This is a genomic window from Mesorhizobium sp. P171375, from assembly GCF_057786075.1.
On record NZ_JBYNWF010000001.1, the window covers coordinates 5,979,093 to 5,992,111 of the forward strand.

10 protein-coding genes and 1 pseudogene are annotated in these 13,019 nt (G+C 63.1%); 5 read left to right on the forward strand and 6 right to left on the reverse strand.

The genetic code is table 11. The annotated features are described in order from the left end of the window. Positions 1-201 precede the first annotated feature (201 nt). Positions 202-1,257: a TauD/TfdA family dioxygenase gene (locus tag ACYHH6_RS29170; protein WP_352589679.1), complete on the forward strand. Its 1,056-nt coding sequence runs from the start codon at positions 202-204 to the stop codon at positions 1,255-1,257. 75 nt (positions 1,258-1,332) lie between these two features. On the opposite strand, the gene rpoD is transcribed toward ACYHH6_RS29170, so the two are convergent. The 3 genes and pseudogenes from rpoD to ACYHH6_RS29185 all read right to left on the reverse strand — a co-directional run. Continuing rightward, complete coding sequence (gene rpoD / locus ACYHH6_RS29175) at positions 1,333-3,360, reverse strand: RNA polymerase sigma factor RpoD (protein ID WP_352589682.1); 2,028 nt, start codon at positions 3,358-3,360, stop codon at positions 1,333-1,335. A 419-nt stretch (positions 3,361-3,779) separates the two neighbouring features. Further along, the gene (gene dnaG / locus ACYHH6_RS29180; protein WP_352589685.1) at positions 3,780-5,720 is read right to left on the reverse strand and encodes a DNA primase; all 1,941 of its coding nucleotides are present in this window, start codon (positions 5,718-5,720) and stop codon (positions 3,780-3,782) included. 148 nt (positions 5,721-5,868) lie between these two features. After that, positions 5,869-5,967 (reverse strand): annotated as a pseudogene (locus ACYHH6_RS29185) (RcnB family protein); the annotation flags it as partial. 300 nt (positions 5,968-6,267) lie between these two features. Here ACYHH6_RS29185 and ACYHH6_RS29190 point away from each other — a divergent pair. The 3 genes from ACYHH6_RS29190 (at position 6,268) to ACYHH6_RS29200 (ending at position 9,546) form a co-directional block, all read left to right on the forward strand. Beyond that, positions 6,268-7,932: a Na/Pi cotransporter family protein gene (locus tag ACYHH6_RS29190; protein WP_352589689.1), complete on the forward strand. Its 1,665-nt coding sequence runs from the start codon at positions 6,268-6,270 to the stop codon at positions 7,930-7,932. Positions 7,933-8,025: 93 nt separating this feature from the next. Continuing rightward, positions 8,026-8,235 (forward strand): DUF2061 domain-containing protein, encoded by a 210-nt coding sequence (locus ACYHH6_RS29195; protein WP_142866937.1) that lies wholly within the window; start codon positions 8,026-8,028, stop codon positions 8,233-8,235. 129 nt (positions 8,236-8,364) lie between these two features. Beyond that, positions 8,365-9,546 carry an MFS transporter gene (locus tag ACYHH6_RS29200; protein WP_352589692.1) on the forward strand — a complete coding sequence of 394 codons (1,182 nt, stop codon included), beginning with the start codon at positions 8,365-8,367 and terminating at the stop codon, positions 9,544-9,546. 5 nt (positions 9,547-9,551) lie between these two features. On the opposite strand, the gene ACYHH6_RS29205 is transcribed toward ACYHH6_RS29200, so the two are convergent. From ACYHH6_RS29205 to ACYHH6_RS29215, 3 genes are all read right to left on the reverse strand, one after another. Further along, the gene (locus ACYHH6_RS29205) at positions 9,552-10,109 is read right to left on the reverse strand and encodes a GNAT family N-acetyltransferase (RefSeq protein WP_352589695.1); all 558 of its coding nucleotides are present in this window, start codon (positions 10,107-10,109) and stop codon (positions 9,552-9,554) included. A 42-nt stretch (positions 10,110-10,151) separates the two neighbouring features. Further along, positions 10,152-10,871 (reverse strand): DNA helicase, encoded by a 720-nt coding sequence (locus tag ACYHH6_RS29210; RefSeq protein ID WP_352589886.1) that lies wholly within the window; start codon positions 10,869-10,871, stop codon positions 10,152-10,154. A gap of 217 nt (positions 10,872-11,088) precedes the next feature. Next, entirely contained in the window at positions 11,089-11,538 is a 450-nt protein-coding gene (locus tag ACYHH6_RS29215) for a GatB/YqeY domain-containing protein (RefSeq protein WP_142866940.1), read from the reverse strand. 259 nt (positions 11,539-11,797) lie between these two features. Between ACYHH6_RS29215 and carA the strand changes: the two genes are divergently transcribed. Next, positions 11,798-13,015 carry a glutamine-hydrolyzing carbamoyl-phosphate synthase small subunit gene (gene carA, locus ACYHH6_RS29220; protein WP_112563302.1) on the forward strand — a complete coding sequence of 406 codons (1,218 nt, stop codon included), beginning with the start codon at positions 11,798-11,800 and terminating at the stop codon, positions 13,013-13,015. Positions 13,016-13,019: the final 4 nt, after the last annotated feature.

Below are 13,019 nucleotides of genomic sequence, written 5' to 3' on the forward strand. Positions count from 1 at the left end.
TCGTGCAAGGACTGTCGCGCCAGCCCCATTGATGCGTGGAGGCGATTTCTCCAAGCGCCAAGGCGGCCGCATGGCGACGACCGCAAAACTGTCGGCGCCGACCGGGGAAAGCCGGTTTAAAATTCCGCCTGACTACGGCAATCTCCGTTCGTGGCCATCGACCTGGCGGAAATCCCGCCGATCCAGCCGTTGGAGAGTTTCATGCGCGAGAGCATCGACCTGCCGCCCGGACAGATCGAAATTCCTGCCGCATGGACTGGCGAGGAAATAGCGAAGCATCCTGAAAGTTGGCTGGTCGAATTGGACAAGCAGGATGTCGCGGAACTGGAATTGGCGACAACCGGCTTTCTCGCCCGTTCGCAAGATATCGGCAACCTGAGCAAGGCCGACTTCCCCTTGCCCCGGCTTGCCGGCCATCTCACCGCCCTCCGCGAAAAACTGATCGCAGGCATTGGGTTCGAGGTGCTTCGCGGCCTCCCGGTCGAGACATATTCCGCGCAAATGTCGGCAACGATCTTCTGCGGGATTGGCGCGCATCTTGGAGGCGCACGGTCGCAGAATGCCCAGGGCCATATACTCGGCCATGTCCGCGACACAGGCGCCGACGCCAAGGACGTTACGACGCGCATCTACCAGACTGCGGAGCGCCAGACATTTCACACCGACTCCGCCGACGTCGTCGGTCTGCTCTGCCTAAAAGATGCCATGCAAGGTGGCGAGTCCCTGCTGGTAAGCACGGTGACGATCTACAATGAGATGCGCAAGAGACGGCCCGATCTGGTCCGTCTGCTGTTTGATCCGATTGCCACCGACCGGCGCGGCGAGGTACCCGAAGGCGAAAAGCCCTACTTCGAAATCCCGGTCCTCAACTGGCACGCGGGATTACTGACCGGCATTTATCAACGCCAGTATATCGACAGCGCCCAGCGCTTCCCGGATGCCATGCGGCTGAGCCCCGCGCATGTCGAAGCGCTGGATCTCTTCGACAGCCTTGCCAATGACCCGAAGCTAAATCTGTCGATGCGGCTGCGGCCCGGCGACATGCAGTTTGTCTACAATCATTCACTGCTTCACGACCGCATGGGTTTTAGGGATTGGCCAGACTCCGACAAGCGGCGCCATATGCTGCGCCTGTGGCTGTCTGTTCCCGGCGACCGCCCGCTGCCCGAGTGCTTCAGACAGCGTTACGGCTCAATAGAAGTTGGCGACCGAGGCGGCATCATCGTCAAGGGGACGCGGCTGAACGTGCCGTTGTAGAGCAATTCGATGAACCACTTGAAACGAAAAGGGCGCCTCGATGGGCGCCCTTAATTTCCTTGCAATCGGCGAGTGTCAACTGTCGAGGAAGCTCCTGAGCTTGCGCGACCTGCTCGGGTGCTTGAGCTTGCGCAGCGCCTTGGCTTCGATCTGGCGGATACGCTCGCGGGTGACCGAGAACTGCTGGCCGACTTCTTCCAGCGTGTGGTCGGTGTTCATGCCGATGCCGAAGCGCATGCGCAGCACGCGCTCTTCGCGCGGCGTCAGCGAGGCGAGCACGCGCGTGGTGGTCTCGCGCAGATTGGCCTGGATCGCCGCATCGATCGGCAGGATCGCCATCTTGTCCTCGATGAAATCGCCGAGATGCGAATCCTCCTCGTCGCCCACCGGGGTTTCGAGCGAGATCGGCTCTTTGGCGATCTTCAGCACCTTGCGGACTTTTTCGAGCGGCATTGCGAGCTTTTCGGCCAGTTCTTCCGGCGTCGGCTCGCGGCCGATCTCGTGCAGCATCTGGCGCGACGTCCGCACGATCTTGTTGATCGTCTCGATCATGTGCACCGGGATGCGGATGGTGCGCGCCTGGTCGGCGATCGAACGCGTGATCGCCTGCCGGATCCACCATGTCGCGTAGGTGGAGAACTTGTAACCGCGGCGGTATTCGAATTTGTCGACCGCCTTCATCAGGCCGATATTGCCTTCCTGGATCAGGTCGAGGAACTGCAGGCCGCGATTGGTGTACTTCTTGGCGATGGAGATGACGAGACGCAGATTGGCCTCGACCATTTCCTTCTTGGCGATCGCGGCTTCACGCTCGCCTTTCTGCACCTGATTGACGATCTTGCGGAATTCCAGGATCGAGATCGCCGTTTCGGTGGCGAGGTTCTGGATCTCCGAACGCAGCTCCTTGATCGCGTCCTTCTCGTTCTTGGTGAATTCCTTCCAGCCGCGCGAGGTCAGATTGCCGATCGAGCGGGTCCAGTTCGGATCGAGCTCGGAACCCTGATATTCCTTGAGGAACTCCTCGCGGCGCACGCCATAGCTTTCGGCCAGGCGCAGCAGCTTGCCTTCGTTCTGCACCAGGCGCTTGTTGATGTCGTAGAGCTGCTCGACCAGCGCCTCGATGCGCGCGGTGTTGAGCGACAGCGACTTCACAGCCTTGATCAGCTGATCCTTCAGCTCCTTCAGGCGGCGGTCCTGGCTGGGCGACAACGTGCCGGCGGCGGCCAGACGGTTCTCGACCTGCTGGTCCTGCAGCTTGCGCAGCTTCTTGTAGGTGTCGGCGATGACGTCGAGCGTCTCCATCACCTGCGGGCGCAGTTCCGCTTCCATCGCCGCCAGCGACAGGCTGGCCTCGTCCTCATCTTCCTCGTCGTCATCGACCAGGCCGCGCGTATCGGTGCCGACATTGGTGATGTCGTCTTCGTCTTCACGGCTGCCGCGGCGTGGCTTTTCCTCGGGCTTCGGGGCCTCCTCGATGCGCTCCACCACCGGCGCCTGCTTGGCTTCAGGGCCGGCATAGGTGGCTTCGAGGTCGATGATCTCGCGCAGCAGGATCTTGGATTCGTTGAGCTCGTCGCGCCAGATGATGATGGCCTGGAAGGTCAGCGGGCTTTCGCAGAGGCCCGCGATCATCGTCTCGCGGCCGGCCTCGATGCGCTTGGCGATCGCGATTTCGCCCTCGCGCGACAAAAGCTCGACCGAGCCCATTTCGCGCAGATACATGCGCACCGGATCATCGGTGCGGTCGGTCGGCTCTTTCTTCGTGGTCGTGGCGGCGACGGCGGTGCCGGTCTGCTCGGCCAGTTCGTTGGCGTCTTCCTCGGCGTCGGCATTGCTGTCGGCGGCCTCGGGCTCCTCGCCCTGGTCGTCGTCCTCGACCACGTTGATGCCCATGTCGGACAGCATCGCATTGATGTCTTCGATGCGATCCGGATCGGTCTCTTCCGACGGCAGCACCGCATTCAGCTCGTCAAGGGTCACATAGCCGCGCTTCTTGGCGGCCTTGATCATCTTCTTGACAGCATCATCGGAAAGGTCGAGCAGCGGGCCATCGGTGGCGCCTTCACGTTCGGTCTCGACCTCTTCCTTTTCCTTTGTCGCCATAGTCTTTATCTTCTCCTAGCGGCCGAACATCGAAGCCGCGTAAGCTGCCGCACCGGTCAAATTATGCGCTCGTGACGAAACGCGCTTCACCGGGCCGGTAACCGCATCAACTCTTTTGTTTGGTTCATATCGTGCCCCAAAACCGGTTTTCACTTTTGGGCGACATGCATTAAGTCCAGATTAACCCTGATATCTGTGGCAGGCTAACAGCCTGTCCAGTGATCAGCACCTCACATCGCTGCATTTCCCATCGACGCCGGCACGGGTTAAGGTTTCGAATCGTCCTGATTCCGTCATTCTGCCAGAAGGTCAAGCGCCTCTCGCATGATTCGCATCAAAAAAGCGAATCAATTACCCGACTTAGAGGCGTCGATTCGATGCGCAGCACGTTTCAACTTCACTCTTGCGCAGGTTTCAACCTACACGCGTCCAGCCTTGCCCGAGGACACGCCGAACCCTTCGATCAGCGCTTCCGTTGCCTGCACATCACGAAATTGCGCCTGAATCTCGACGAGATGCCGGTAGTTTTCGTCTGTGGGATCGCTGGCGAGCGCTGCTTCCGCCTGCTTGAGCTCCTTATGTAAGGTGCGCGCGCTGCGCTGCAAGTGCAGCGCCTGGTTGAAGGCGTCACGGGCATCGTCAAGGGCGGCGGTTTCCAGCGCCGGCCATTGCCGGGCGCGTTTGATCAGCATCACCGCCCGCTCCCAGATATCGCTGCAGCCGGCGCGCTCGATCGTGGCGATCACCGCGTCGCGGTCATTGGCCATGTCATGCGCCATGGCGTCGAGGATGGCGGCGTGCAGCCGCTGCAGATCGGTGTTGGCGAGATCGAGGAACTCGACATGGGCGAAATTCTCGTCGATCAGCGCGGGATGGTTGACCAGCGCCACGATGATCGTCGCCTCCCGCACCGACATCATCTCGCCGCCGCGCTTGACCATGGCGGAGCGGCCGAGGCTTTCGGTGATCGCGGCGCGCGCGCCAACGCCGCTGCCTTTCGCGAACTGGCCGCCGGGTGCCGGTGTTTTGCCCTGCCCCGGTTTCCAGTCCTGACGACCCTGGCGGGCACTGCGCTGCGAGCCGAAGAAGTTCAGCACGCGCTCGCGCATCTCCTGCTGGTAGTGGTAGCGCAGGCTCTCGTCGCGGATGCGGCCGGTCAGTTCGCGCAGCGTCTTTTCCAGCTCCGCCCGCCGCTCCGGCGTGTCGAAGACGCCGCCTGCCGTCTCGCGCATCCAGAGCAGGTCGGCCAGCGGCCGCGCTTCGGCAAGCACGGCGCGAAAGGCGTCCGGCCCTTCGGCCTTGACCAGATCGTCGGGGTCCTTGCCCTCGGGCAGCAGGGCAAAGCGCGCCGAGCGTCCCGGCTGGATCGACGGCAGCGCCATGTCGGCGGCGCGCCACGCCGCCTTCAGCCCGGCCTGGTCGCCGTCGAAGCAAAGCATCGGCTCGGGCGCCATGCGCCACAGAAGTTCAAGCTGGTTTTCGGTGAGTGCGGTGCCGAGCGGCGCTACGGCATTTTCGAAGCCGGCCTGCGCCAGCGCAATGACGTCCATATAGCCTTCAACGGCAATCACCGTACCGCCCTTTGCGAGCGCTTTGCGGGCGCGGGCGAAATTGTAGAGCACATTGCCCTTGTGGAAGAGCTCGGTGTCGGGCGAGTTCATGTATTTGGCCAGCGCATCGGCGGCCAGCGCGCGGCCGCCGAAGGCGATGATCTTGCCGCGCGAATCCGGGATCGGGAACATGATCCTGTCGCGGAACCAGTCATAGGAGACCGGGATGTCGTCGCCATGGCGCACCAGCCCGCAGGCCTCAATATCGGCCTTGGGCACGCCCTTGGCGGCAAGATGCTCCTTCAGCGCGTTGCGGCTGTCCGGTGCAAAGCCCAGCCGGAATGATTGCTGCGTCGCCGGCGTCAGCCCGCGGTCGCGCAAATAGGCGCGGGCTTTCGCCCCTTCCGGTCCCTGCAGCCGCTCCTGGAAGAAGACAGTCGCCATCTCCATGACGTCGGTCAGGCTGGCGCGTTCCTTCTCGCGCTGCTCCTCCCGTTCGTCGCGCACCGGCATCGGCACGCCAGCCATCTCCGCGATCTTCTCGACCGCTTCGGGAAAACTCATGCCGTCGAGTTCGGTCAGGAACTTGAAATGATCGCCCGACACCGAGCAGCCGAAGCAGTGATAGCGGCCCTTCTTGTCCTCGCAGTGAAAGGACGGGCTCTTCTCGCCATGGAAGGGGCAGCATGCCCAGTAATCGCCGCGCGACGCGTTGGTCTTCTTCCTGTCCCACGCGACGCGCTGGCCGATAACCGATGAAATCGGCACACGGTCGCGTATCTCGTCGAGAAAGGCGGGCGGAAAGCGCATCGGGGAACTCGTTTGTCCCTCATATAATCATGTGCGCGAAATCCGACGACCCCTATTGCGGACCTTACCCGGTTTCCACAGGCCAAAAAGAAAGGCGGGCTCTTGCCGGCCGCCTCCTTTCAAAGTTTCAGTGCCGGCTTGGCCCGGCTTACTGCGCGGCAATGGCGCCGAAGATGATGCCGGACAGGATGCTCACCAGCACATAGTCGTTGCCGACGCGGATCCATTCCTGGCCGCGGCCGGGACGTGTTCATCGGTGCGGCCTGGCCGGTAAAGATCATCACAAAGGTTGTCGCCAAAGGCGCGGCAAACTTCGCCAGTCCACTGCCGTGCCATGAACCCGCCGTGCAGTCATCTGCGCGTCCGTCTATTTTCCGACACGGCCTGTCGCGTCGCGACCGCCCTTGGAATCGACAAATTTTATTATCCGGCTAAAATATTCCAGCTAATATTAAGCGACTGTCATGACCATGATTCGCATCCTCGTTGTCCCCTCCAGGCGTCGCGCTGTCAGCATCGCGCGTCCTGTCCGCATGCAGGCGTTGACATGAGCGGTTCGGTCGTTCTCCTGCATCTGGCCGGCGCCGTGGCGCTGATGCTGTTTGCGACCCGGATGGTCAAGACTGGCGTCGAGCGCGCCTATGGCGATGTGCTGCGCCACCGACTGCGCGCCACCATGCGCAATCCGATCATGGCGGTGCTGGCCGGCTGCGGCCTGTCGATTGCGTTGCAGAGTTCGACCGCGGTTACGCTTCTGGTCGGCTCCTTCGCCGGCGCCGGCATCGTGTCGGGCATGTCGGGCCAGTTGGCGGTGCGCGGCGCCGAAATCGGCTCGGCGCTGGTGGTCAAGCTCTTGACTTTCGATCTGACGCTGCTGGTGCCGATCTGCCTTGTCGCCGGCACCGTCATGTTCATGGCCACCGAGCGGCGCGACTGGCGCCAGTCCGGCCGCATTCTGGTCGGCATCGGCCTTTTGCTTCTGTCGCTCGAGATGATCGGCCAGGCGTCCGAGCCGCTGCGCCAGAGCACGCTGATGCCGCTGATCGTCAACTATTTCTCAGGCGATTTCGTCACCGCCTACCTGCTTGCAGCCCTCATCACCTGGCTGTTCCACTCCTCGATCGCCGCGGTGCTGCTTTTGGTGACGCTGGCCGGCCGCGGTTTCATCCCACCGGAACTCGGCATCGTGCTGGTGCTCGGCGTCAATCTCGGCTCGTCGATCATCGCGCCGCTGCTCACCCGCAACGCCGAGCCTGGCGTGCGCGTCGTGCCAATCGGCAATCTCTTGATGCGCGGCATGGGCTCGCTGGTGATGCTGATCCTGTTCATGATGCTGAAGCCGCCGGTCGCCTTCCTCGGCGCCACCGTGCCCGACCAGATCGTCAACGCCCACATCCTGTTCAATGTGCTGATTCTGCTCGCGGGCCTGCCGCTGGCCAGGCTGGTCTATCGCGTTTCGGAGAAGATCGTGGCGATGGGCACCAAGTCCGAACCGGCCGCAGCTCTCGACGTCATCGAGCTTTCCGCGCTCAACGACAGCGCGCTGGACGTGCCGAGCCAGGCGCTGGCCAATGCCACCCGCGAGGTGGTGCGGGTCTGCGAAACGGTCGAGATCATGCTGAAGCGCATCATCGAACTCTACGAGAGCGCCGACGCCGACAAGATCAAGGCGCTGGCCGCACTTGACGACCGTGTCGACAGGAAGCACGCGGCGATCAAGCTCTATCTGGCCAAACTGACCAGGAACTCGCTCACAGAGGACGAGGCCCTCCGCTGCCAGGAATTGATCGGTGCATGCGTCAAGCTCGAGCAGGTCGGCGACATCATCGTGCGCAACATGCTGGTGCATGTGAAGAAGAAGCTTGAGCGCGGGCTGGAGTTCACGCCCGAAGGCTGGCGCGAACTCAGCGCCTTCCATGCCTCGGTGCTGGCCAATGCCAGGCTCGCCTTCAATGTGCTGGTGTCCCGCGACCCCGAGGCCGCGCGCCAGCTGGTGCTGGAAAAGGACCGACTGCGGGACCGTGAGAAGGAAACCAGCGCCAGCCATTTCGTGCGCCTGCGCGACGGCACCGCCAAGAGCGTCGAGACCAGCTCCATCCACCTCGACACCATCCGCGACCTCAAGCAGATCAACTCGCTGCTGGCCTCGATGGCCTATCCGGTGCTGGAAGAGCGCGGCCTGCTCGGTGGGTCGAGGCTGAAGGCCAGCTGAGCCCGGACAAGCGCCTGCTGCGGCGAAATTAGTCTTTGCGCGCCCAGCCCTCCCTCGGCTAAGCATCGGGTCAGTCCACCGGGAGGATAGTCTTTGGATACCCATTCGCGTAGCTTTGCCAAGGCGCTATCGTGGCGCGCCACCGGCACCATTGACACGATGATCATCTCGCTCGTCATCACCGGCAGCATCAAGCTTGCCGCGGCCATCGGCGCCACCGAGGTCGTCACCAAATCCTTGCTGTATTACCTTCATGAGCGGGCGTGGCTGAAAATCCCCTACGGCAGGAAGAACGCCGCTTAGACTTGGTGGGTGCCGCCAGCTGGAATGGGCCGGATCAAGAAAACCTAAAGCGGCGTCGACAATTTCTGCATTGCCGGCAAGCGCCATCCATGATTTGAGGCGACCTCGTCTCAGGATCGCTTCCGCGCCATGCTTCCGCTCATTGCCCTGTTCATCGCCGCCTTCGCTTTCGGCACCACCGAATTCGTCATCGCCGGTGTATTGCCGCAAGTGGCCGATGGTCTGGGCGTTTCGATCCCGACCTCCGGCTATCTCGTCTCCGGCTATGCCGGCGGCATCGCGGTTGGCGGGCCGCTGCTGGCGCTCGCCACCAAAGGCTTTTCCCGCAAAACCCTGCTGCTTTGCCTGACCGTCGCCTTCACCATCGGCCAGGCCGCTTGCGCGCTGGCGCCCGACTTTGCCTCGATGCTGCTCCTGCGCATTGCGGTCGCCGTCGCGCACGGGGCCTATTTCGGTGTCGCCATGGTGGTGGCCGTCGGCCTTGTGCCCGAGGACAAGCGTGGCATGGCTGTCGCCGTCATCCTCTCCGGCCTCACCGTTTCCAACGTCATCGGCGTGCCGGCCGGCACCGCGATCGGCAATCTCTGGGGCTGGCGCGCCACCTTCTGGGTGATGTGCGCGCTTGGCGTAGTAGCGTTTGCTGCGATGGCCGCCCTCTTGCCGCGCAAAACGGGCGCATCGAGCCCGCCAGCCAACCTTGGCCACGAGGTGCGCGTGCTGGCGCGCCAGCAGGTCTGGACCTCGCTGATCCTGATGCTGATGCTGATGATCGGGCAGTTCGGCCTGTTCACCTACATCACCCCGACGCTGCTTGAAGTGACCCATCTCGACGAAAACCTGATCCCTTGGGTGCTGCTGCTCAACGGCGTCGGCGCCACCATCGGCGTCTTCCTCGGCGGCAAGCTTTCCGACTGGAAGCTGATGCCGTCGCTGATCACCATCCTTGCCCTGCAGGCGGTGATGCTTGGCGTGATCTATGCCGTCAGCCCCTACCCGCTCCCGATGGTCATCGCCATCGTCATTTGGGGTGGCCTCAACTTCGCCATTGGCACGCCGATCCAGACCCGCATCCTGGCCTGGACGGCGGACGCCTCCAATCTCGCCTCCTCGCTCATACCGTCTGGCTTCAACGTCGGCATCGCGCTCGCCGCATCGCTGGGTGCCGCCATGCTCAACGCCGGTTACGGCTATCGCAGCCTGCCGGTTGTGGGCACTGCCGCCATGCTGGTCGCGGTGGTGGTGGCAATTGCCTCCTATGTCTGGGAGGGGCGCAGCCGCGCAGCGCCGCCGCTGCCGGCCGCGGCCGAATAGCGCCGCTACAGATCGATCCGGAACAACATGCTCTCGGCGCCGCCATACGCGGCATCCTTGACGAACGGACCGACCATACGGCCGCCATTGGCCAGCACCACCTTCTGCGAGGCCGGATTGTCGAGGTCGGTGGTGAGCTCGACATATGGCAAGCCGACCGCCCTCGCCTCATCCAGCATCAGCCGCAGCGCTTCGGTGGCATAGCCGCGGCCGCGCTTCCACGGCACCACGGCATAGCCGATATTGCCGAGCACATGCGACGGCAGCGCCGACGTTCCGGGCTGCCAGCGAAAGCCGATCGAGCCGGCGGCCTCGCCGTCCCAGATCCAGCGGCGGAAGCTGGGCAGCCGCGGCACGGTCGTGCCATCGGGCAAGGCGATCGGCGGCCCCTTCGCCTCTGGATCGTCGAGGCTGGCAAGGAACGCCACCGGATCCGCCTCGATGGCGGCAAGCTGCTCGCGCGTCGCTTCCTCAAGCCGCACATTATCCGGCGACCAGCCACGCTCGAGCGCGGCCTTGTAGGACGGCAGATGTTCGAGCGCGGGTTTGACGATTTCGATCATGATGCTCAATGCATGGAACCGGGAAGCAGGGCGACGCCGAGACTAGGCGAAGCCTGCGGCCTGGAAACGAACTTCGCCCTTGTTGAGAAAACATGCCTTGTCGAACAGCGACAGATCCAGCGGGTTCGGCAAGCGGACGTCGCTGATATCTGGACAGGACTTGATCCGCGGATCGTATGATCGATCGATCTGGGAGATGAAGACCAGGATCAGCCCTCGTTCCCGGGCAAATGACTTCAGCGTCCGAACCTGGGCCATCAGGTCGGGGTTTTCACGTTTCTGATCGAGCAGTTGCAGATAGTCTATGACCACCAGCGTGCCACGCGGCGCCGATCCCAGTTTGCCTATGATGTAGTCGGCGCTGACGGCGTCGGAATTGTCGAATTCGAACAGGCCGCCGAACTGCGCCGGGTCCGCCCCGATGGCGCGAAATCGGTCCAAAACGTCTCGCTCGCTGTACTCCAAGGTGAAGAATACGGCGCGATTGCCCGACCTCATGGCCTCCAACGCGAGCTTGAGGCTCATCAGGGTCTTGCCCTGGCCCGGCCGCGCCCCCACCAGAACCAGGTCACCGGGCGCCATTTGCGCAAACAATTTGCCGGCAGGCGTCGCTGCGGAGGCTCTGCTCGCAAGCAAGCTCCAGTTGTCGAAACCTTCCCTGGCTGCAATGCGGTCAAGCGCCTGGTGAAGGGGAATATTGTCTTTGCGCGCCAAGAGTTTGGCTTCACGCTTCAGATGGTAGACCGGCGCTGACAGCCTCATCGAAAAACCTCCTATTGCGAGCAATCTTCGCAACCCCTCCTTATGCTTGGTGCTCGAACAGTCGGTTTTGATGATCGCATGGCCCCGCATGATCAATGCTTTCCCGCTGGAGGGAGGAGGCGTGGGCGCGCCGGAATCAGATCATAGCTGAATCTTTGCCGATCAAAAATGCGTCGCCACACGGCAAGACGCTGCAAGACGCCTTGAAGGCCGGCTGCTACTGCAGCAGGCCTTTGACGATGCCGCTTGCCTTGCCGAAGTCCATCTGGCCGGCATATTTCTGCTTCAGCGCGGCGATCACCTTGCCCATGTCCTTCTGGCTGGCCGCGCCCGTGGCTGCAATCGCCTCGCGGGCCGCCGCGGCCACGGCCGCATCGTCCAGCTGCGTCGGCAGGAAGCCGCGGATGATCTCCATCTCGCCGCGCTCCTGGGCCGCCAGTTCCGGCCGCTTGCCGTCTTCGAACGCCTTGGCCGATTCCTCGCGCTGCTTCACCATCTTTGCCAGTATCTGCAGGATCTCCTCGTCGCTGGCGGGCTCCTTACCCGAGCCGCGATTGGCGATGTCGCGGTCGTGGATGGCGGCCTGGATCAGCCGCAATGTCGGCAGCCGGTGCTTGTCCTGCGCCTTCATCGCGCTCTTCAGGGATTCGGCGATTTTTGCGCGCATGATGCTTTCTCCTTCGAACGGCGCGGACAATAACCGTGGCGAACTCGTAAAGCAAACAGGCCAAGCCACTGATATCGTTCGACGAAACAAATGCCTGCCGATTTGGCCCGGCATCATTGACCGCTCTGGCGCCTTCCCCTATGTACTCGGCCTTGCATAAGACAAATGAATTGATGCGCGCAGGCTCGGGAGATCGGCCGCGCCGTTTGCTGCGCAGATGGCCCGCCATCGAAACGCGCAACCTGACAGGAGCGCCGCCATGGCCGAGATGACGCCCGCGTTGACCCCCGCCTGGGCAACCGAAAAGCCGACCGCCCTTCTGGTGCTGGCCGACGGCACCGTCATCGAGGGTCGCGGTCTCGGCGCCGCCGGCTCCGCCGTTGCCGAAGTCTGCTTCAACACCGCGCTGACCGGCTACCAGGAAATCCTCACTGACCCGTCCTATGCCGGCCAGATCGTCACCTTCACCTTCCCGCATATCGGCAATATCGGCACCAATGACGAAGACATCGAGGACTTGAATCCGGTCGCCCGCGCCGGCGCCGTCGGCGCCGTGTTCAAGGCCGATGTCACCAACCCGTCCAACTACCGTGCGGCCGGCCATCTCGACCAGTGGCTGAAGAAGCGCGGCATCGTCGCGCTGTCCGGCATCGACACCCGCGCGCTGACCGCGCTGATCCGCGAGAAGGGCATGCCCAACGCCGTCATCGCCCATGCGCCCGACGGCGTCTTCGACCTCGACGATTTGAAGCGCCGCGCCGCCGCCTGGTCGGGCCTGATCGGGCTCGACCTCGCCAAGGAGGTCACCTCCGGCCAGTCCTCGGTCTGGCGCGAAACGCCCTGGGTGTGGAACGAAGGTTTTGGCGAACAGGCCGAACCGTCGATGCACGTCGTCGCCATCGACTACGGCGTCAAGCGCAACATATTGCGCCTGCTTTCCGGCCTCGGCGCCAAGGTGACAGTGGTGCCGGCCAGCACCGGTTCGGAAGAAATCCTGGCCATGCAGCCCGACGGCATCTTCCTCTCCAACGGCCCCGGCGATCCGGAAGCCACCGGCGACTACGCCGTGCCGGTCATCCAGGACCTGCTCAAGACCGACATACCGGTGTTCGGCATCTGCCTCGGCCACCAGATGCTGGCGCTGGCGCTGGGCGGTAAGACCGCCAAGATGCACCAGGGCCACCACGGCGCCAACCATCCGGTCAAGGATCATACCACCGGCAAGGTCGAGATCGTCTCGATGAACCACGGCTTTGCCGTCGATGCCGACTCGCTGCCGGAAGGCGTCGAGGAAACCCATGTCTCGCTGTTCGACGGCTCGAATTGCGGCATCGCGTTGACGGGACGCCCGGTGTTCTCGGTCCAGCATCATCCCGAGGCTTCGCCAGGCCCACAGGACTCGCACTACCTGTTCCGCCGCTTCGTCAATTTGATCCGCGAAAAGCGTGGCGAGGAATTGCTAGCCGAGCGGGCCTGAGCCT

What these genes read in the sequence shown, in the direction of transcription:
- ACYHH6_RS29170 (WP_352589679.1), top strand. Translation starts at nt 202, where the DNA reads ATGCGCGAGAGCATCGACCTGCCGCCCGGACAGATCGAAATTCCTGCC.
- rpoD (WP_352589682.1), bottom strand. Translation starts at nt 3,360, where the DNA reads ATGGCGACAAAGGAAAAGGAAGAGGTCGAGACCGAACGTGAAGGCGCC.
- dnaG (WP_352589685.1), bottom strand. Translation starts at nt 5,720, where the DNA reads ATGCGCTTTCCGCCCGCCTTTCTCGACGAGATACGCGACCGTGTGCCG.
- ACYHH6_RS29190 (WP_352589689.1), top strand. Translation starts at nt 6,268, where the DNA reads ATGAGCGGTTCGGTCGTTCTCCTGCATCTGGCCGGCGCCGTGGCGCTG.
- ACYHH6_RS29200 (WP_352589692.1), top strand. Translation starts at nt 8,365, where the DNA reads ATGCTTCCGCTCATTGCCCTGTTCATCGCCGCCTTCGCTTTCGGCACC.
- ACYHH6_RS29205 (WP_352589695.1), bottom strand. Translation starts at nt 10,109, where the DNA reads ATGATCGAAATCGTCAAACCCGCGCTCGAACATCTGCCGTCCTACAAG.
- ACYHH6_RS29210 (WP_352589886.1), bottom strand. Translation starts at nt 10,871, where the DNA reads ATGAGGCTGTCAGCGCCGGTCTACCATCTGAAGCGTGAAGCCAAACTC.
- ACYHH6_RS29215 (WP_142866940.1), bottom strand. Translation starts at nt 11,538, where the DNA reads ATGCGCGCAAAAATCGCCGAATCCCTGAAGAGCGCGATGAAGGCGCAG.
- carA (WP_112563302.1), top strand. Translation starts at nt 11,798, where the DNA reads ATGGCCGAGATGACGCCCGCGTTGACCCCCGCCTGGGCAACCGAAAAG.